This is a genomic window from Neobacillus sp. NPDC097160 (genome assembly GCF_044762155.1).
Taxonomy (GTDB): domain Bacteria; phylum Bacillota; class Bacilli; order Bacillales; family Cytobacillaceae; genus Neobacillus.
Genome location: NZ_JBIWDU010000015.1, coordinates 146873 through 166601, shown reverse-complemented (window position 1 = coordinate 166601; position 19729 = coordinate 146873). Strand labels below are relative to the sequence as shown.

Genomic DNA, 19729 nt, shown 5'->3' with positions numbered 1-19729 from the left:
ATATGTGAAAGCTGAGTTTTTAACATCATCTTTTGATGGAGTCCGACAGATCCGAATAAGGCACGTTCCAAATCATCCTTTTTCTTTTTCATACTTCTTTTTGCCATTCCAGCTAATACTTGTGGATCATCAATCTCATTGATGGAGTATCTTCTACGGGTATGAAGGAGGAGGAATATACAAGAATAACGTATGATATCACGCTATCAGTTGCCCAAACTTTAGCAAGATTGAATCCTCAAATCACATTTATTTATGTTTCAGGAAGCGGGACGGACAGTTCCGAAACAGGGCGCACTATGTGGGCAAGAGTGAAGGGAAAAACCGAGAATGCTTTATTGCATCTTCCATTTAAGGCGGCTTATATGTTTCGTCCAAGTGTCATCATTCCATTGCATGGTGTGAAATCAAAAACAAAAATGTACCAATTTTTTTATGATGTAATGAAGCCTTTGAATCCATTACTATTGAAACTGAACAGTGTCATTACATCTGAACAATTGGGAAAAGCCATGATTGAAGTAGCAAGAAACGGTCATTCTAATCCTATTATTGAAAGCAACCAACTAAAAAAATAAGTATGTGAGCTCGGTAAGGGAATTCCTAACTTCATTTCAAGCGGTAAAAATTATATTGAACTATCGGGTGCTTAAGTCACACAACAAATGGGCTCTTTCGGCAGTCCATTTTCATTATTGTTATTCAACTAAAGGTGCAGGATACTTGAAGAAGGATAACTGAAGTATAGTGTGGAAGTGAATAGGAGTTAGGAGGAGTTTTGGAGTGGATAAAGTGGAGATAAGAAGGCCAAGAACTGAGGACATAAAAGAGTTAAATTCTTTTTTTAGAATAGTGATTACTGATACCTTTATTAAAGAAGGTTTAGGGGAGAGGTTGAATGATATAAATGATGAAGTCGAAGTTAAGGAAAAGTACTTAGAAAGTGATTTTGAAAGCAATGGTGAGAAACGATATTTTTTGATTGCTTTAGATGGTGATAAAATTATTGGTTCAATTGAATATGGTTCAGCAAGTGATCTCATATGTAATAGTACAAACAACGCTTTCAAAGAGCTAATTGAGGTAGGTACAGTATTTGTTCATCCTGACTACCAGAGAATGGGGGTAGGGAATTTGCTATTGAATACAATGTATTTTACTTTACAGAGTAAAGGTATAGAAGAATTTTGTTTAGATAGTGGATATATTAGTGCACAAAAAATCTGGAAAAAGAAATTTGGAGACCCTAATTATATGTTAAAGGATTATTGGGACAAAGGATATGATCATATGATTTGGAGGATTAAGGTCAGCGATTGGGTATTAGGTTGAGAAGTGAAAAAGTAAGTGTTTCTTCAAAGAACGGGTGCATTACTTCAACAATGGGGTAATGCCATTTTCTTATTCAACCGATTTGTGAGTTTGTGAAGGATTGTACTTAAAGTAAAGGGGGCTTTACTTCAAGAGGGGATTCCACAGAGATCCCATCTTTTTTTTTCTCAACTAAAGGGGAAGGATAACCCATAATCCCGAGTACTTACCACTTATAAGAATTCCTTCTGCCGAGAAGCTAACGCTACCATTTTGTTTGCTATTATTCCGTAACCTCTGTCACCCTTAGTTCTTTGTGCAGCAAAATTCCTGCATTATTAAGGTGGTTCAGGAATTTCAATCCATAAAAGATTGGATGTAAAATTCAGCCCATAATGTAGAAGAACTTATTGATTATAAAGAACATACAGAACTTGATGAATCTTCCCCTTTACCAATAGACAATTTCCAAACAACAACGGTTATGCGGAAACTGACGTTAAAAGAAAAGCTTCAGCAGCATGATCTTGAGGATGTAAAGGGCCTATCAATACGATTCGTAAAGGTTAGTGCTAAAGGGCTTATAAAGGGCACTAAAAGGGCTTATTGGCTTTTGAAAAACTATCTTGATAAAGACGGAGTTGGAAAACAAGAAAAGGTAAAGGTTCTGAATAATGAGGTTGATATTGAAGAAAAACTTGTTCTTGCGAAAATCGATTTTATGGAGGAACTGAAAAAAGAACGACTAAAGCAGGAAAAAGAAATAGGGAAGGAAGCCAGACAAAAAGAAAAGGAAGTCATACAGCAATCCAAAATAGAAGAACGCTATCGTGCTGTTAAAAAGAAAAGAATAAATCGTTATCCATTTTATAGTAGTAGCTCTATCAAATTTATCTTTGGATTCGTCATTATAACGCTTGATAGTATCTATTATACTGATTTAGGAAATACAGTTCCAATTTTAAATGATGTGAAGAGTTACATGGAGAACTTTGTATCAATGATTTCAAATGCAACTCAAAGAAGCTAGGTTAATACTTAGCTTCTTTTATTTTACTTTACAACAAAGGGGATGATTTTCGGTGCATGCTGCTGAAGAAAACAAAGAAACAGTGTTTGTTTCTGCTGAAGAAAAAGATAGAGCTAATAATATCAATATCTTAGATTATTTATTATCTATTGGGGAGCCATTAAAAAATGAAGGGAATAATTTTTACAGACATAAGGATCATAATAGCTTAGTGGTCAATTCAAGGAAAAATTATTTTAGCTGGAATAGTAGAAATGTTTCAGGTAACGCAGTCACCTATTTAATGAATGTCTATAACCTTCCCTTTCAATATGCAGTAAAAAAGATTAATGATGATTTGGGGGATCAAGACCTTTCTAACTTCAAGGCGCCAGAGCCAACATATCCGAGCAAGTTTAACTATGATGTAAATGAGTCGATTCTACCGAAAATGTTTTTAAGTACCTGGTGCACGAGCGAAAAATAGATCCCGATTTAGTCCAGGCCTTCATCAATGCAGACTTAATCAAGGAAGACTCTTATAAAAATGTGGTATTCAAATGGAAAGAGAATGGAGAATTAATCGGAGCCAATTTGCAAGGAACGAGAGAAATTCCGGAAGAGAAAAGGTTACATGAGGATCGTCCTTATTTCAAAAAAGTTTTGCCTACCACCAAAGAAGCTACTAACAGTGGTTTCAACATTACTAGAGGGTACCCGGAGAAGCTATATTTTTTGAAGCACCGATTGATTTATTAAGTTATCTATCCCTGAATAGAACTAAGCTTACGAATTGCCGGTTAATTAGTTTGGATGGATTAAAACAACAGACTTTCTTCCAGATACTTAATAATGCTCTGAAGGATTTGAAAGCTAATGGCCGGGATATTGAATCGATTACTTTGTGTGTAGACAATGATAGTGCCGGCAAGGAGTTTATTGATAAATTGCAAAAATATGAACTTCAGGATACATTGAACACTACACAAGCTCTGTATGAAAAGAAATATGTTACATATCCTCGGACCGGTTCGCAATATATTGCGAATGATTCTGAGCTTCCTGCACTTTTAGAAAAACATTCTGGTCATGAATGGGTAAATAAAATTATTTCTAAAGGGTACAAGATTGAATCCTCATTTGTTGACCCTTCTAAGGTGACGGATCATCAAAACCAATTGATGTTGATTTAAATTAAAGTTTGATAATTTGTAAAAGAGTTCAATAATTTATAAAAAAGATTAATAATTTAAAACAAAGTTTGATAAAACCCTGTATTAATATAGGGTTTTTCTCTTGACCCTTAAACTCCAGTTGTATTGTTCACCTGCTGGATAATATTAATTTAGTGGTAAAAAAGGCATTAGTCTCGGATAGTTTAGTTGTTTTCATAAGAGATAAAGATGTTTCTGAAGGCAAAGGTAAAGGATTCGAAGTCCACCAAGATATAGATATCCCCCGGATGTCAAAGGTATTTGATAAAGAGGCAACGAATTCGTTTTACGGGACTCCGTTATTGGGTTTTTTACAAGATAACAAGGTTGAGCATCTCGTCATTATGGGATGCAAAAAAGAGCATTGTATTGATACAGCGGTTAGAACAGCAACCGTTAGTGGTTTTGATTTCACCTTAGTAGGGGATGGTCATTCAACGACAGATTCTCAAAGTTTAACTTCCGAACAGATCATCAGCCATCATAATGAAACCCTTCATGGGCATTACAATGTTGATAATTTTTCAGTGGTTAGAAGCGCAAATGAAGATCTGTTTCAACCCAATCATAATGATTATCGATAAATGGCAATATGCACTGGTTTGATCTTCACCAATCGGGTGCGATTGCTGAACAACATAGGGTAGAAAATGATCAAACTTTTTTATAAAAATAAAACTTAAATCTACTGAAGAAGAATCCATTTCGATCAATCTTTTTTCAAAATGGGTTCTTTGTATTTAACCGTAACATATTGGTTTACGAGGTATTTTAGATCAAACTTTATTTTAAAGCTACACCAAAATGAGCGAACAGTGACAGACACTGTTCGCTAATGGAAAGGCATGATGCAGCGTTATGAAGGGCGGAAGCAGCATTCATAGAAGTAGCATCAAATTAATCCATTGATTTAGTTTTGAGAAGTGCTATGCTCATTGCGATAAAAATAAACCCCATAGCTTTGTTTAGAATAAATTCAATGTTGGTATTGTTTCTTAATCTTTTTGTAAATATAGAAGAAAAATTGGCTACAACGAGAGACCACAAACCTCCGGTACAGCAAAATGTCAGGCCTAATAGAAGAAAAGGCAAAGGGCTTGAATGATTAGCATCAATAAATTGAGGTATAAATGCCAGGAAAAATAATGCCACTTTCGGATTCGTTATATTGGTAAGAAGACCTTGAAAGAATATTTTCTTAAGTGGTATATTTTGCTGGTTATTCAAACCATCTTTCTCAGGTGCTTTTTTCGCCAAGAGCATATTTATGCCTAAGTAGACTAAGTAAACAGCTCCTAAAATTTTTATGATCATAAATAACAAAACTGATTTCGTTAAGATTATGGATAAACCGAATGCAGCAAGCAAAGTGTGGACCAATCCACCTAATGTGATGCCCATAGCTGAATAAATTCCCGCTTTTCTGCCTTGGGAAATACTCCGGCCTAAAATATACATCGTATCCGTTCCAGGCGTAAGGTTTAGAAGAAGGGCAGAAAGAAGAAATACACCATAATTAGTAATTCCAAACATTTACCAAAACTCCTTTTTTTAATATTTATATGAGTTCCTGTGTCTGTGCTCCGAAGAAATCATCTTCCGCCATTAAATGGTAGTTTTCTAGATTTATATTTCTTATTGTACTTCTTTTCCAATCTTGGTTTTCTTTCCTATAGCGACGATGACCATTACAAGTATAGCTGTAAATACAGTAGCTTTTGAAAGTTCTTCACCAAGCAGTACATATGAAAAAATGATAGTGAAAAACGGCTGAAAATATTGAACCTGGCTGACCCTGGCAACACCGCCAAGCCCTAATCCGCTATACCAAGCTACAAAGGACAGAAACTGGCTTCCTGCACCTAAATAAATCAGACTTAACCATGCCATTGGTGGAGCATCCGTAATATTTGGGGGGAGGTTTGTTATAACAATAAAAATAATAACTGGGCTGGACATTACTAAAGACCATGCAATCACTTGCCATCCGCCTATAATTAAAGAAAGTCTTCCCCCTTCTGCGACTATTACAACGGCAGCTAAAAGAACTATATCGGCAAAATGGATTCTTCCTAATCCTGTGCTGAAAGCATAGCCTAGTACGCTTAATGCCCCCAGAAGACTGGCAATCCAATAGGATAGTGATGGCCTTTCGCCATTTCTCCATACAGAGGCGCCCGCTGTAGCTAGAGGAAGAAGAGCCAATTCAACAGCGCCATGGGATGCTGGGACCCGTACCATTGCCCAGGAAGTCAAAAATGGAAACGAAAGAATAGCTCCAAAGCCTACAATTCCAATACCTACCCATTCTTTCCTGGGTGGAATTTTTTCCTTTCGGAATAAAAGAACTGCAATCGCAATAATCATCGCAATCAGAGCACGCCCTGGACCAACAATAGTTGCACCGAAAAAGCTTACAGCAAACCTGGTAAGTGGTAGCGTTAGACTAAAACCGAGGACACCGAGCGATCCATAAAATAATCCTAAACTTTCCCTCGTTAGCTTGGTTTTATATTGCTCCTGCTCCCCTTTGTTTTGCTTTTTGTCATTTAACACAGAGATCACCCTTTCGATGTTAGCTATGAGCTGTTTCACCGAAGCATTGGACGTGGATTATCAGAGATTTAGTCCGTGAGGTTCAGTAAAAAGGAGGATTCCCTAAATGGAATTCCAACATATTCTTAATCCCCCCTTATGGATGCTTAAGTAAAGCTTACATAGGAAAAGCGAATTTAAAAATCGAAATTAAACGGGAATTTATTTCGGGTTTTTCTGAAGAACTCGGAGGGCATAAAAGATGAGTGATTTCCTGGCAATACATTTTTTCAGGAGCCTTAGGAATTCCTGGCGATAGTCTAACCTTTGTCGATGATGAATTTCAAAATAAAGTAATTGAAGAATTTTAGATAGGAGGATTGATTACTTATGGCATTAAAGCAAGAAAGAACTATTAACCGTTATGTAGTATTTGATCGATTAGATCATTTGTTTCAAAACAAAGTCAGTGAAGAAGAGGTTTGGCATAAGTAAGAGTAGTCATTTAAACAAATAAAAGTTTGAAATTGAACCATATTCGACATAGGTTAGTCTTTCTTCCAAAAGGGATCCCACCGTCAGAGAATGGCGGTACCTGGGCTGGCGGTTGGGGCATTCAAGCGGCGGATTCCCACGTGGGAGAAGCCGCCGGTTTTTTTCTTTAAATCGGCTTAATCCACAGATCCTTAAAATCAATATTGCCCCGGGGATTAAATTTTACCCCACGGATGGATGGATGAAAGGTTGTATCGATGTCCTTATGTACCAGAAAAGAGACAAGCGTTTCTGCTTTAATTAATTCTTCGGCGAGGTCAAACAGCTGATCTCTTTTTATAGGATCACGTTCCTTTAAGATCTTCTCGATTATTTCATCAATGGCTTGAACACTTGCTTTATCCAGGTGGTTTCTTAAAAAACTGAACCCGGATTGATAGAGTTCAATCTTTGATAATTCATTCTCGCCCCATACAGCCTCAAAGAGAATGCAGTCAGCCTGATGGATGACGGCTTGGTTCAGAATTTCTTTCCATCCCACTATCGATACCGATACATGAAAGCCATATTGTGCACATTCCTGCTTGATCCAGAGGGCGTCTTTTTCATGGCGATCGTACGTAAAAAGCTGAATCGGTTCTCCATCATAACCTGTTTGGGTGATCAAAGCTTGTATTTCACTAGGACTGTTAACAGCTTTTTTCAGTGGTTGGGAATGTTTATGTTCAAATCCATATGAAGGATGCTTTCGTGGTGATCCCAGGACGCTGATCATATTATCTCTATTGATTAGTTGATCCATCACCTGCCTGAACTTCTTATTGATTTGTGGACGGCCCGGTTTGTTTAAGTTGAAGGTGATTAGGGTGCTGCCCGCGTATGTATCTTTCATTTCTTCCCATGCAGGCTTTTTGCTGTAAGAATCATGATCTCCAGTATTAAGAAAGATGTTGTGCTCATCTTTGCTTTCGGACAAAAAGACTTTAGGCATATTGGTTATTTCTATTCTGTCAATAAAAGCCCTTCCTTCAAAATAGGATGGATTCGCTTCCAGAATACATTGGTTTGGGTGATAATTAGCCACTCGAAACGGTCCGGTCCCTATAGGCAGCTTTTCATCGTTTACCATATCAGTCGGCACAACGGACAGGGAAGGAAAAGACAGAAATTGAAGAAATAATTCATTTGTGCTTTCCAGGTTAAATCGAACGGTGTATTTATCTATAACCTGGATTTCTTTGATATTCGATACGAGCCAGCTTTGCTCATAATCGTGTCTATGTAAACGCTGAAAAGTATATTGGACATCAGAGGCTTCCATTTCCTTCCCATGATGAAACAGAACACCTTTCTTTAGAAAAAAAGTCCAGACCGTTTTGTCAGCATTGGCCTCCCAGTAGTGTGCCAGTGAACCGTTTACCCTATTTTGTATTTGGTCATAGGTGACTAAAGTATTGAAAATTTGTTTCACCAGGTGAGCATCAAAATCAAAGAAGGCCTCATCAGGCATTAGTGCATTGATCGTTCGAAACACCGGAAAACGAATGATTTCAGTAAAATCAGGACCTGTTCCTTGTTTTTCGTATCCGAAAAACTCGCTTAACCAAAGGAGGATTTTCTTCTGAAGGGGAGGTGATCCGTACCTGCTTATGAGATTTAACGCGGCTGTAATATAGCCTTCCTCGATTTGTTTGATACCCTCGTCAAATAGAATTTCATCTTTTGCCTTAAGAAAAATGAGAGTGGATTTTTTCCCCCTGCCTTGGCCCGGGATAAACGAAATCCAGCCTTCATTAATCATTTTATTAAGAATGAATTTTGTATTTCTGGCAGTACAGAAAAGAATGGAAGAGAGCTCATCCATCGTAACATGGAAGGGTTTATTGTCTTGCTCATCCTTATAAAAATCTCTAACCTCCATAAAATCGGTGATTAATTCACTCATCCTTTATGCCCTCCATCTCTTCAGTAAAAAACCCGAAATAAATTCCTGTTTAATTTCAATTTTTAACTTCGCTTTTCTTATGTAAGCTTTATGTAAGCAATCATAAGGGGTGATTAAAATGTCTTTACCATTAATTAATGATAGTCCAGTAAGTATATGGCGAAACAGGTCGTTTACAACACTGGTCATTTCCACGTTTATCTTAAGTATAGCAAATAAGATTTATGAGCTGTTGCTTCCTTTGATTATTTATGAAATGACCCAATCCTCTGTCGCAGTTTCGTCGATGAGGACGGCAGAACTGCTTCCTAATCTGTTATTTGGCGTTTTTATTGGCGTAATTGTTGACAGGGTCAATAAGAAAAAATGGGCAATGTGGATGATAGGCTGTCAAGCTCTCTTGCTTGTGACCATGGGCTATTTGATTAAGACGAACAATGAAATTCTCTATCCCTATTACGTCATCGGTTTTTTGTTGATGACATGCAACTACGGATATTTCAACGCTCAAGTAAGTCTTACAAAGTTAAATGTGCCATCTCATCATTTGACTTCAGCAAACGCCAAATTCTCTTTTATTGAAACCTTTGTTGGCGTAATGGGTCCGGTCATTTCTGGTCTCATTTTACTATTGCCATTCCTGTACGATGGAATTTTGATCACCGCTATTGCGTACGCTAGTTGTTTTTTTCTGCTGACTCAGCTTTCGTCGCACCAGGGGGATATTGCTGTCGTGAAAACAAACAGCTTTTTGCAGGATCTTTCGGAAGGCTGGCACTCATTTCGGGCAAATAAGCCGTTATGGCAAATGACGATGTTCATCTTAGTCTTGAACTGCAGCATGGCTGTTGTAAGTACCACTGCTGTCTTTTTCGCTAAAGATGAACTAAGAATGAGTTCTTCGGCGGTTGCGGCCACGATGTCCTTTGCGGGGATCGGAGGACTGGCAGCGAGCGTTTTTGTGAGTAAATTCAGGCAGAAATTCGGTCTTGGATTCGTATTTGGAGGCTCGGCCATTATTCACGCCCTGGCCTATACGGGGATGTATCTATCAAATCAGGTCATTACGCTTGCAATCTCGTTATTTGTGGCCGGATTTGCCACAGCTCTATATTCGGTAAGTGCTTATACATTCAGGCTTGAACAGACACCGGCAGAGTTAATCGGCAGGATCAGCGGAATCACCGGAACAATGTTTAGGGTCGGCATGCCTGCTACGATGTACTTTTCTGGTTGGATGATCAATTGGTGGGGGTCGACTTCGGTGTTTCTCAGTTCAGCGGTATTAAACATTATTGTTTTCTTTGTTTTTACAAAGACCTTGCTTTGGAAATCGAAATGATCCAATATCGGTTTCCAGCCACTTTTCGGAATCATACGAGAATATCATTTAAAAAAGGCTTTGAAGGGGAGATTTAAACATGTTCATTGGCCATTATTCAGTTAGTCTGGCATTAAAAAAAGCGGATACCTCTATTGCGATGTGGAAATTGTTTTTAGCTGTACAATTTGTAGACATTTTATGGTCCCTATTCATTTTCCTGGGTATAGAAAAGGCGGAAATCGATCTTCATACAGCAAATCCACTAAATTTATATTATATGCCTTTTACCCACAGTATTTTAGGTGCATTGTTTTGGTCAACGCTAGTATTTGTATTAACTCTCGTATTCTCTTCAGTTAAAGATACCAAGAAAAGAAAGAAGGCAGCCATTCTCGCAATTGCCGTTTTCTCTCATTGGATCCTTGATGCGATTGTTCATATTCATGATTTACCTCTTTGGGCAAATTCTCATAAAATTGGTTTCGGTTTATATCACAGCTCTCTCGGAACTTTTCTAACCGAAACAATCCTGCTGATCGTCGGAGCATTCATCTATTACAAAGTTGTCCAAAAAAATCAAAAAAGCAAAAAATCATTCTTGTTTTTCATTGTATTTCTTATCGTCTTATGCTGGAATTCCATTTGGGGAACTAAACCTCCTACCACGAATTTAACTGCAGGTGCTTTGCTTTTCTTTTATTTTCTAAATGCGCTGATTATTTATATTATTGAAAAGAAATTTCTATGGGAACCCGTTAATCGTGCTGGAAAATCAAGTCTTGGTGTAAACCGGAAGACCCAGCGCTGATTATTGTGTAGATTGTATTTTTCGGAATATTATGTAAAATAAAGTAGTGGGAAATATTTCTTTTATCCTAGGTTTTGGAGGTTAAATGCATGGGAATATTGCAAGTTAAGGCTGGGCAAAAGGTTATAATGGATACTCAAAATCCACTACTAAATTTACCGTTAATGCTTCTCCCTGCAAGGACAATTTTGTTTGGAATGGTTCAAGTTCTATTTATCTATCTTTTAGGGTTTACATGGAAAGAATCCATTGCTTGGTGGCCTTTTTTTGCGATCATCACTAATATAATAATGTTTTTATTATTATCAGCTCTTGTTAGAAGAGAAGGAAAAAGTTATTTGGATCTTATTAATATTGAGAAAAAGCAGTTTAAGCAGGATCTAAAAAGAGTCTTGTGGGTTCTCCCAATTGGTGGGGGATTGGGTTTTGCTGGGATGTCTGCAGTTAGTTACTTCATGTACGGTAGCCCGACTCTACCGGATAATATGATATTGCCTTTACCATTATGGGCGGGAATTATTGCTTTGATATTCTTTCCCATTACAAATGCATTAGTAGAAATACCCACTTATATGGGCTATTGCTTTCCCAGGCTTGAGATAATATGGAAGTCGAAATTACTTGCTGTTGCGTTTTCGGCTTTTTTCCTTGCATTTCAGCATTTAACATTGCCAATTCTTTTTGATGATGTAAAGTATATGATTTGGCATGCTATTTGCTTTATCCCTCTCTCAATAGTAGTTGGTTTTATATACATTAAAATACGAAGGCTTGTTCCAATAATGATTGTTCACTGGATAATGGATGTATCGGTTGTTTTAGGAGTTTTTATCCTTTCCATTTCGTAAATTCTTAGGAACCGTTTGATGCGTAATTCCTATATAAAAGTAGGGGGAGATGTACCAGATGTTTAAAAAACTGGAGTGCGTTTGTATTCATACAGACAGCATAGAAAAATCTTTATCATTTTACACATCAATGGGTTTAACGGAAAATTGGAAGATCGAACGAATCTTGGATGATGGTTTTAACTGGGCAATAATAGGGTTAAAATTCCCTGAAAAAGAAAGTTCTGAACTTGTGCTAAGTAACCACCCCAAAAATAAATTTACAGAAGTTGAAATTCTTGTTGAAGATGTGCGCCAAGTACACAGAAAATTAAGCAAAAACGATGAAATCCGATGGATTAGACCTCCTTTTGCAACTGAATCTGGACATGTAGCAGTAATGGAGGCGCCTGATGGCAATGTGTTTGTATTAGTTGGAAAATGAAGGTGAGTAGAAACAGTACATAATATTTGCCATCCCCACAGTTCCGCACCCACCCAACTGGTTTTGAGTGAGGTTTTCTGCCTCTCTTAAAATACTAAAGTAGTTTAAAACAGTTTCATCAGGAGTCCGAGTTAATGTTGCAGGGAGTTTAATTTCTTTGTAGTTTTTTTCATAATAGAGATCAAAAAATTGGATGTTCTTGACAAGGGAGTTGCCCTTTCCAATTGCTTATAACTTTTTTACTAAAGACTATTATAAAAGGGTTTCCTATAATGAATATCTTCAATCGTTTGCTGGAATTGGACATATTAATTTAATTAAGATGAACAGACTTCCTGATGAAAAAGGCATTGTTCCTTATTTCATTGAGCTAGAAAGCATCGAAGGCTCATCAAAAGGTGTCACCTATTTTGCTTATTATTACGGCTATGTCCAATTAAAAAAAGTTCAAAACCTGTATAAAATTGACCAGATGAAATTGTACGGAGAGGACTTCCTATGTGCACCCTATCATCTCTGGCAGCACGATGCTGAAGCAGTCGTTGGTATTATGTATGGAAACTGGTGCAAATTAATAAAAAAGCAGCTGCCTACTAAACAAGATGGTTACGTCAAAACCATTGATTATATTGGTACGGATGGAGCCGATTATCTGTTTATCTTTTATCAATTAACAAATGATACAGATGTATTAATTTCTCAATATAAAAAGGATTCTGAAGGAAATTGGGAATCCATCAGAATTGATCCTATCAAATGTGTAAAAAACTAAGCGTGTTATTAAAGAAACTAGAACCTTTACTCTAAGCCACAAAAAGGGCTTTCATTAAATGAAAGTTCTTTTTTCTTTGTGAAATATTGCACTTAAACTACCATGAAAATAGGTTTCTTCAAGAATAGAAAAATGACAATGCTTAAGAAGACCCTGCTCAATCGGTAAAAAAAAGAGGAGAGCGTTAATTAATAAGTCTATGAAATAGGGCTGACTGGATTAAGGTCAGTAACAGTATTTTACACTTCCTATCCATTTTCATTCTCTGTGGTGCAGCAATGATTTTACTACTGCATGGATGGCTAACGGGTGCAAGAGTTGAAAATCAGAGTTGCTGCGGCAGCCCCTTTCTTAATCGACTAACGGGCAGGGTTGAAGAAGGTATATGTAATCGAATACCGAATAATTATTAATATACTCAAAAAATACAAAAACTCAAATTTTAGTTAATAATACAAAGGAGTAATGAAAATGAGTGAACTCAAACTGATTCATACTTACAAATGCGAGCTTCAAAATTATTCATTGGAACAGCTAAGATATATATCGGAAGAAGGGGTTTGGTCTATTGGGCAAATGTATGACCATTTAATTCTCGTTACCCATGAGTATCTTGATAATATGGAAACATGTGCTACCTTAAATGATAAACAACCCCTTGGAAAAACGGAGTTTGGTGAGCATTTATATAAGATTGGAGGGTTTCCACCAATTAAAATAAAATTGCCGGATGAACTAAATTCCCCACCTAATAATTCGGATAGCAAGGATGACCTTATTAGCAGAATGGATCAGGTAATTCTAAGGTTGAGCCAATGGGAATCGAAAGTAGAAAATATAAACCCAAATTATAAAGTCGAGCATGGGGGGTTCGGCTGGCTGAATGCAAGGGAATGGTATGATTTGGTTGGTATGCATTTTCGCCATCACTTGCGTCAAAAGGATAGGTTAGAACAAAGGCTTTTTAAGTAACGGGTGCGATTATTCACTAAGAATGGTCGCATTTCAACATGCAAAATCGTAATGAAGTATAGGAGAAAAACTTGTATTAAAATTGTTAGAGGAGCGTTCACATATTGATGTGATCACTTTGTTTTGTGATGATTTGTGGAGGAATATTTGCATTAGAGTAACCAAACGTGCTTTAAATTATGAATCTAGCGCTGGATAAAGGAGGAATACTTCAGGGAATGCCTAGTCATGAAATTAAACTACTGGAAAAGAAAATGGAAGAAATCCTAATTACTTTTGAACAAAATGACCAATATCGTGAAGCCCTTCAGGGCTACAATATGATTGAAATGAAAATTAAACATTTATTAGACTCACTGTCGAGTGAGGATGTTAACAGTGCTTATGGCGTATTAGCGCAATGCCACTTTAGACAAGGGAATATGCATCGTTCATTGGGACAAGCCGCCGAAGCGCCAAGATACAGTGAAATGGAAGCTGAGGCTGCTCGACAATCTGGATATGCTGCTACCATTGCACAAAGTATATTTTCTGAAGGAGTCACTCTAATATCCAACAAGCATCTTTCCAAAGGATTGTCTTTTCTTGAGAAGGCAAAAGAGCTCTTTGATCAGGGAGACAACTATGACTGCATTCAAGGACGAGGGTGGTACTGGATTATTAAAGCAGATCTTGGGAATAAAGGAATAACCGAAACCACACCGGAAGAAATCATTGAATTTTCGAACAACGCCCTTGAAATATTGGCACCAATTGAGAATTGGCGGGGGATATCCAGAGCATACTTGGCTAGATCCATTGCATACCGAAGTATAGGAGAAATGAAGTTGGCAGATAGAGATTTTGCAAAAACAAAAGAATACGAGTAATAAAAATACAAACATTAGCTTTTTCAAACTCTAGCTTTTAGTTCCATGAAATTGTGAAACATTGTACTTATCTGGTGATTATCAAGCTGCCATATTTGCGGCTTTTCTTATCTAGCTAAAGCCGTTCTAAACTGAGTAAGGATTTACGCAGTTCAACCATTTTATGCAATTGAAGAGGAGTTGCTTGTTCCACGGGTGCAAGAGTTTTGGATTAAGAACCGACTCTTTAGGTATTATTAAGTAAAAATCGAAAGGAAACCAATACCAATAAAAATTATCGGTCCCTGACACCTTTTAACAAATGACACCAACTCAACTCACGAGCTAACATATCAATAAGAGCATTAAATATGGCTTAATCACCTTCGTTTAGAGGGTGATCTTTTTTAAATAGGCTGTTTTCGTAAAGAATGTTGTTATAAACCACCATTCCGCTCCAAAAAAGTCACTAATATGGTGAAAAATTATACGTATTAGCTAGTTAACCTGATTTATAGGCGATTTTTGTAAGTTTATCGGCCAATTTACGATTTTATCGGCGAATCTAACCACTTTATCGGCGAATTTTCAATTTTATCGGCGAATCCAAAATAGCAAAAACTTTTAAAAAAAGAGCTGTTTTAGCTACCTCAAAATATCCAAAAGCTGCTGGGGAAAGATGTCCAGAATCTGCTAAACAATTTGACCAAATCCGAAAAAATGATGTTTAGCCAGACGAGGGTTCATATTTATTGGTATATGATGGGACAAATTGTTTTTTATTCTTATGAATTATTTCTTATAGAAAAGATGTATATATACTAATATTTATACATCTTTTTTGAGTTGAGTTATTGAACAAACGAACAGGTTAGCACAAGAAATAGGGTATTTTTTTTTGAATGTTACATAATAAAAAGTGGAGCATACCCTTCAAATTAAAGGACAAAATTATCAGAAAAAAATAGATAGAGGTAAATGATTAGTAAAATAATGTATATAATAATACAATTGGAGGTGAAGTTATATGGAAAATAAACCACTACATTATGATGGAAGTATCCAAAACATCGATGATTTTAAAAGTGAAGCGACTAACAGTGAAGTATTTGAGTTAACAGATGAAATGAGAAAAAATATAAGTGGAAATCCTTATATGAGTCATATAACTGAATAATCCTACATAAATGGGTGTTGCTAATCAAAGCACACCTTTTTATTTTCTTAGGCAGATCATCTGCTTTAGCTAAACAATTTTATCTACTTTACCTAGAATTCAAAATTATATTAAATTGAGTTAAAGTATATATTTTTATTTCATACACAAAATAAGTGTGAAGAAAGGGAGTGAAAAAATGGAAAAAGTATTGTATATTACAGCACATCCACATGATGAAACACAGTCATTCAGTATGGCAGCAGGAAAAGCATTCATTGAGACATACAAAGAAGTAAACCCAAATGATGAAATCGTTCATATTGATTTGTATAAAGAGAATATCCCACATCTGGATACAGATGTTTTCAGCGGATGGGGAAAACTTCAATCTGGTAAAGAATTTGAGGAGCTTTCAGTAGAAGAAAAAGCAAAAGTAGGACGACTTAATGAATTAAGTGAACAGTTTATATCAGGAGATAAATATGTATTTGTAACACCTTTATGGAATTTGTCATTCCCTCCAATAATGAAAGCATATATTGATTCTATTGCTGTTGCAGGGAAAACATTTAAATATACTGAACAAGGGCCAGTTGGTCTACTAACAGATAAAAAGGCACTTCATATCCAAGCTCGTGGAGGTATTTATTCTGAAGGACCTGCTGCTGAAGTAGAAATGGGGCATCGCTACTTAAATGTGATTATGAATTTCTTTGGTGTTCCTTCTTTTGAAGGTTTATTTATCGAAGGACATAATGCTATGCCTGATAAAGCACATGAAATTAAGGCTAATGCAATTGCACGAGCTAAGGATCTAGCCCATACATTTTAAATTTACTAAAAGAGCAACGGACGTTGGCTCTTTTTTTAGGCTGTTCAAAAACAAGTGATTATGTTTAAGAAGAACAAGAACAAATACAAAAAAAGCTATTTATTGCACAGCACAAAAAAATATGGAATAGGTTTATACAACAATTATTAGAGAGACAATTATCACTTCTCAAAATATGTTGAGATTGTGAAATATTGTACTTAAAGTAAAGGGTGCGTGTGCGGCCGAGCCTAGGTCGTATCATATAGCGGGTGGGATTCCCGTCGAGTAAGAACTAGCCATTCGCTCGTAGCGAGTCTTGGAGGACTAAAGGTAACTTTAGTCTTTAAGCGTAGACAGTTAGGTAGCGGGCCGAAAGCCAAATGGTTGAAGGGATTGAGCTCCAAAATGTTAGTAAACCGAGAGGGCTGATGCGTTACGCACAGCAGAAAGCTACATTTTATCTTTCGTTAAAGGCAAGAAGGGTAAAACCTCTCTGGAGTCAGAGACCTTGGCACGTTATACATTGATATGATGCGGCAACTCGGGAGACCCCACCGGTCTTTTCATTTTTTTTTAGAAGAGTATGGTCTACAAGCGATAATAAGCAAGGATACCAAATGCCGTGTGGGGAGTCGGATAGCAGCGTAGTACCAATGAAGTTGGGTAATGCCGATGGAGGGAAGGCTAGCTTCCAGTTATCACCCTTACTAGGGACACATTTACTACACACTGAGGTAGGTATAATAAATGGAAACAAAACTACTAAGGATAGCAGAATTAGCAAAATCTGAACCTAAAATGAAATTTACATCTCTTGCACATCTATTAAATAAGGAAGCATTAGTTCAATGTCATCTTGAACTACCCAATAAGAAGGCAACTGGGATTAACGGTACAACTAAAGAGCAATATGGTGAAAGTTTAGAAGAAAACATAGAGGATTTAGTAAGTAGGCTTAAAAGCAAAAGTTATCGTCCTGTTCCAGTAAGGAGAATGTATATTCCAAAGCTCAATTCAAACAAGAAAAGACCATTGGGAATACCGGAACATGAAGATAAAATTGTTCAAAAAGGCATTACAAAGATACTAAATACCATTTATGAAAATGACTTTCTAGACTGTTCCTTTGGATTCCGTCCTAATCGTAACTGCCACGATGCTTTGAAAATACTGAACCACTATATTGAAAAGAGGTCAGTGAATTATGTAGTAGATGTAGATATTAAAGGATTCTTCGACAACGTTGACCACGTATGGATGATGGAGTTCTTGAAACTGCGAATCGCTGACCCCTAACTTACTAAGAATAATTGGTAGGTTTCTTAAAGGTGGATACATGGAGGAAGGTAAGAAATACAAGACAGACAATGGCACACCGCAAGGTGGAGTAATATCTCCGATATTAGCCAATGTATATCTACACTATGTCCTCGACCTGTGGTTTGAGAAAAGGGTTAGGAAACATTGCAAGGGTCAAGCATACATGGTGAGATATGCAGATGATTTTGTTTGTTGTTTTCAATATAAAAGTGAAGCCGAGCAATTCTTCCATTCTTTAAAGTTGAGATTAAAGAAATTTAATTTAGAAATAGCTGAGGATAAAACCAAAATTATTCCCTTCGGGCGGTTTGCGGAACAAAATGCAAATCAACAGGGGAGAAATAAACCAGCAACTTTTGATTTCCTTGGGTTTACACACTATTGTGGAAAAAGTAAACAAGGGAAATTTCGAGTAAAACGGAAATCAAGCAGAAAGAAAGTACAAGGTAAACTAAAAGAAACGAAAGAATGGCTGAAGAGTAATAGAAGTAAAGATATTCATATGATTATGGATAGATTTAAACGCTCGCTAATAGGTTATTACAACTATTATTGCATCACTGATAATACCCAAATTGTTAACAACTTCAAAGACAAAATCGAAAAGTTATTGTTTAAATGGCTCAATAGAAGAAGCCAAAGGAAATCCTTTACATGGGATAAATTCAGTCTATTTCTTAATAAATATCCACTTCCATCACCAAGAATAAAAGTGAATATATACGATTTAAGAAAAGAGATTAGCTACATTCTGTAAATGATAACTAGGAGGAGCCGTGTGCGTTAATAGCGCAAGCACGGTTCTGTGAGGGGGGTGGAGTACAATTTACCGAAAGGTAGAAAGGCTCCCTTCTACTCGACTAGCACAATAATTAAAGGTTAATTTTTGAAGCTCTTTTAAATTTTTCGATCTTCCGCAATCGGGCGCGATTGGGAAGATCACTTGGTTTTAACTGACTTTATTGTTATATTTTAAGTGCAGTAAAGTGTTTTACATTAAAAATTAAACAACTTAATTTTAACCCGTCTTAAAATCAGAACGGGGTTATACGTATTTGAGGTTTAAAATTATATAACATTACTGTTACTTTACATAATCAAATTTAAAATTTAACAAAGTCTAATCCTTTTAATAGCAGTGTTTTACAATAGTCATACGTTTTTGTTAATAGGGTTGTTCCTATGTGGACGAGTCACATCATTAGTAAAGTATCTTCCATTATGATAAATTTATGAACGATAATATATATTGAAAAGCAGGATGGTGCGGATGATGTCAATAAAACAACTTAAAAGTATTGAAGAATTAAATGAATTTGTTCAACAACCTGGGAAACATTTGTTATTAAAACATAGTACAACTTGCCCAATCAGTGCCAAAGCGAATGAAGAATTTCAATCATTTGTTAATGAAAATGAAACTACTTCTGCTGCAATGGTCTTGGTAATAGAAGATCGACCTGTATCAAATCATATTGCTGAAGAATTTGAAATTAAACATGAATCTCCACAAATCTTGCTATTTGATGATGGAAAGGTTTCTTGGAATACTTCTCATTGGAAAATTACAAGAGATTCGATCAAGGAGGCTCTGAACGCATGAGCAAACAAGTCATCGTTTATTCCACGCCTGGTTGTGTAGAATGCAACTATGTTAAACAAATGCTAGAAGAGGAAAAAATTTCATTTGAAGTAAGAGACGTAATGTCAAGTGTGGAATATCAACAGGAAGTCGAAAAATTTGGCTTTATGGGTGTACCTGTTACAGTAGTTGGAGATAAAGCAATTAAAGGCTTTAATCCCGAATTAAAAGAACTTCTAGAAACAATTGAAAAGTAAAGTTAGCCAAAGTCATGATGTAAAGTCATGGCTTTTTTAGTGCGCCAAAAGTAACCTATCCCTTCGGGATTGACCAGGAGACGGGAGATGGT

General features: G+C 36.5%; 22 protein-coding genes and 1 pseudogene. 20 read left to right on the top strand and 3 right to left on the bottom strand.

The features are described from left to right. Positions 1–161: 161 nt before the first annotated feature. The 7 genes and pseudogenes from ACIQXV_RS20925 to ACIQXV_RS20895 all read left to right on the top strand — a co-directional run. Entirely contained in the window at positions 162–578 is a 417-nt protein-coding gene (locus ACIQXV_RS20925) for a Rossmann-fold NAD(P)-binding domain-containing protein (RefSeq protein ID WP_402961782.1), read from the top strand. A gap of 205 nt (positions 579–783) precedes the next feature. After that, positions 784–1332, top strand: coding sequence for a GNAT family N-acetyltransferase (locus ACIQXV_RS20920; RefSeq protein ID WP_402961780.1), 549 nt, complete (start codon positions 784–786; stop codon positions 1330–1332). A gap of 463 nt (positions 1333–1795) precedes the next feature. After that, on the top strand, positions 1796–2341 hold the full coding sequence (locus tag ACIQXV_RS20915; RefSeq protein WP_402961779.1) for a hypothetical protein: 546 nt from the start codon (positions 1796–1798) through the stop codon (positions 2339–2341). Between the two features lie 52 nt (positions 2342–2393). Further along, a complete protein-coding gene (locus ACIQXV_RS20910) occupies positions 2394–2807 on the top strand; it encodes a hypothetical protein (RefSeq protein WP_402961778.1) in 414 nt (137 codons plus the stop codon). Continuing rightward, on the top strand, positions 2789–3079 hold the full coding sequence (locus ACIQXV_RS20905) for a DUF3991 domain-containing protein (protein WP_402961776.1): 291 nt from the start codon (positions 2789–2791) through the stop codon (positions 3077–3079). The genes ACIQXV_RS20910 and ACIQXV_RS20905 overlap by 19 nt, the downstream gene beginning before the upstream one ends. Next, entirely contained in the window at positions 3049–3513 is a 465-nt protein-coding gene (locus ACIQXV_RS20900) for a DNA topoisomerase (RefSeq protein ID WP_402961799.1), read from the top strand. Before ACIQXV_RS20905 ends, ACIQXV_RS20900 begins: the two co-directional genes overlap by 31 nt. 134 nt (positions 3514–3647) lie before the next feature. Further along, positions 3648–4118, top strand: a pseudogene (locus tag ACIQXV_RS20895) (isochorismatase family protein); the annotation flags it as partial. A 313-nt stretch (positions 4119–4431) separates the two neighbouring features. Here ACIQXV_RS20895 and ACIQXV_RS20890 read toward each other — a convergent pair. The 3 genes from ACIQXV_RS20890 to ACIQXV_RS20880 form a co-directional block, all read right to left on the bottom strand. Continuing rightward, positions 4432–5067, bottom strand: coding sequence for a LysE family translocator (locus ACIQXV_RS20890; protein WP_402961775.1), 636 nt, complete (start codon positions 5065–5067; stop codon positions 4432–4434). A 102-nt stretch (positions 5068–5169) separates the two neighbouring features. Next, a complete protein-coding gene (locus ACIQXV_RS20885; RefSeq protein WP_402961773.1) occupies positions 5170–6090 on the bottom strand; it encodes a DMT family transporter in 921 nt (306 codons plus the stop codon). Between the two features lie 640 nt (positions 6091–6730). Further along, a complete protein-coding gene (locus ACIQXV_RS20880) occupies positions 6731–8509 on the bottom strand; it encodes an ABC transporter substrate-binding protein (protein ID WP_402961771.1) in 1779 nt (592 codons plus the stop codon). A 118-nt stretch (positions 8510–8627) separates the two neighbouring features. Between ACIQXV_RS20880 and ACIQXV_RS20875 the strand changes: the two genes are divergently transcribed. From ACIQXV_RS20875 to ACIQXV_RS20815, 13 genes are all read left to right on the top strand, one after another. After that, the gene (locus ACIQXV_RS20875) at positions 8628–9851 is read left to right on the top strand and encodes an MFS transporter (protein WP_402961770.1); all 1224 of its coding nucleotides are present in this window, start codon (positions 8628–8630) and stop codon (positions 9849–9851) included. A 79-nt stretch (positions 9852–9930) separates the two neighbouring features. After that, positions 9931–10641, top strand: coding sequence for a hypothetical protein (locus tag ACIQXV_RS20870; RefSeq protein WP_402961768.1), 711 nt, complete (start codon positions 9931–9933; stop codon positions 10639–10641). Between the two features lie 89 nt (positions 10642–10730). Next, a complete protein-coding gene (locus ACIQXV_RS20865; protein WP_402961766.1) occupies positions 10731–11489 on the top strand; it encodes a CPBP family glutamic-type intramembrane protease in 759 nt (252 codons plus the stop codon). A gap of 58 nt (positions 11490–11547) precedes the next feature. Further along, on the top strand, positions 11548–11913 hold the full coding sequence (locus ACIQXV_RS20860; protein WP_402961765.1) for a VOC family protein: 366 nt from the start codon (positions 11548–11550) through the stop codon (positions 11911–11913). Positions 11914–12112: 199 nt separating this feature from the next. Beyond that, positions 12113–12685, top strand: coding sequence for a hypothetical protein (locus ACIQXV_RS20855; RefSeq protein ID WP_402961763.1), 573 nt, complete (start codon positions 12113–12115; stop codon positions 12683–12685). 471 nt (positions 12686–13156) lie between these two features. Then, the gene (locus ACIQXV_RS20850; protein ID WP_402961761.1) at positions 13157–13657 is read left to right on the top strand and encodes a DinB family protein; all 501 of its coding nucleotides are present in this window, start codon (positions 13157–13159) and stop codon (positions 13655–13657) included. A 179-nt stretch (positions 13658–13836) separates the two neighbouring features. Further along, positions 13837–14526, top strand: a complete 690-nt coding sequence (locus ACIQXV_RS20845) for a hypothetical protein (RefSeq protein ID WP_402961759.1) — start codon at positions 13837–13839, stop codon at positions 14524–14526. Between the two features lie 1006 nt (positions 14527–15532). Continuing rightward, entirely contained in the window at positions 15533–15682 is a 150-nt protein-coding gene (locus ACIQXV_RS20840) for a hypothetical protein (RefSeq protein WP_402961757.1), read from the top strand. 178 nt (positions 15683–15860) lie between these two features. Beyond that, positions 15861–16496: an FMN-dependent NADH-azoreductase gene (locus ACIQXV_RS20835; RefSeq protein ID WP_402961755.1), complete on the top strand. Its 636-nt coding sequence runs from the start codon at positions 15861–15863 to the stop codon at positions 16494–16496. A 729-nt stretch (positions 16497–17225) separates the two neighbouring features. After that, a complete protein-coding gene (locus ACIQXV_RS20830; protein ID WP_402961753.1) occupies positions 17226–17774 on the top strand; it encodes a reverse transcriptase domain-containing protein in 549 nt (182 codons plus the stop codon). A 40-nt stretch (positions 17775–17814) separates the two neighbouring features. After that, positions 17815–18555, top strand: coding sequence for a reverse transcriptase domain-containing protein (locus ACIQXV_RS20825; RefSeq protein ID WP_402961751.1), 741 nt, complete (start codon positions 17815–17817; stop codon positions 18553–18555). A 516-nt stretch (positions 18556–19071) separates the two neighbouring features. Continuing rightward, entirely contained in the window at positions 19072–19401 is a 330-nt protein-coding gene (ytxJ, locus tag ACIQXV_RS20820) for a bacillithiol system redox-active protein YtxJ (protein ID WP_256242808.1), read from the top strand. After that, positions 19398–19637: a glutaredoxin family protein gene (locus ACIQXV_RS20815; RefSeq protein WP_256242800.1), complete on the top strand. Its 240-nt coding sequence runs from the start codon at positions 19398–19400 to the stop codon at positions 19635–19637. The genes ytxJ and ACIQXV_RS20815 overlap by 4 nt, the downstream gene beginning before the upstream one ends. Positions 19638–19729: the final 92 nt, after the last annotated feature.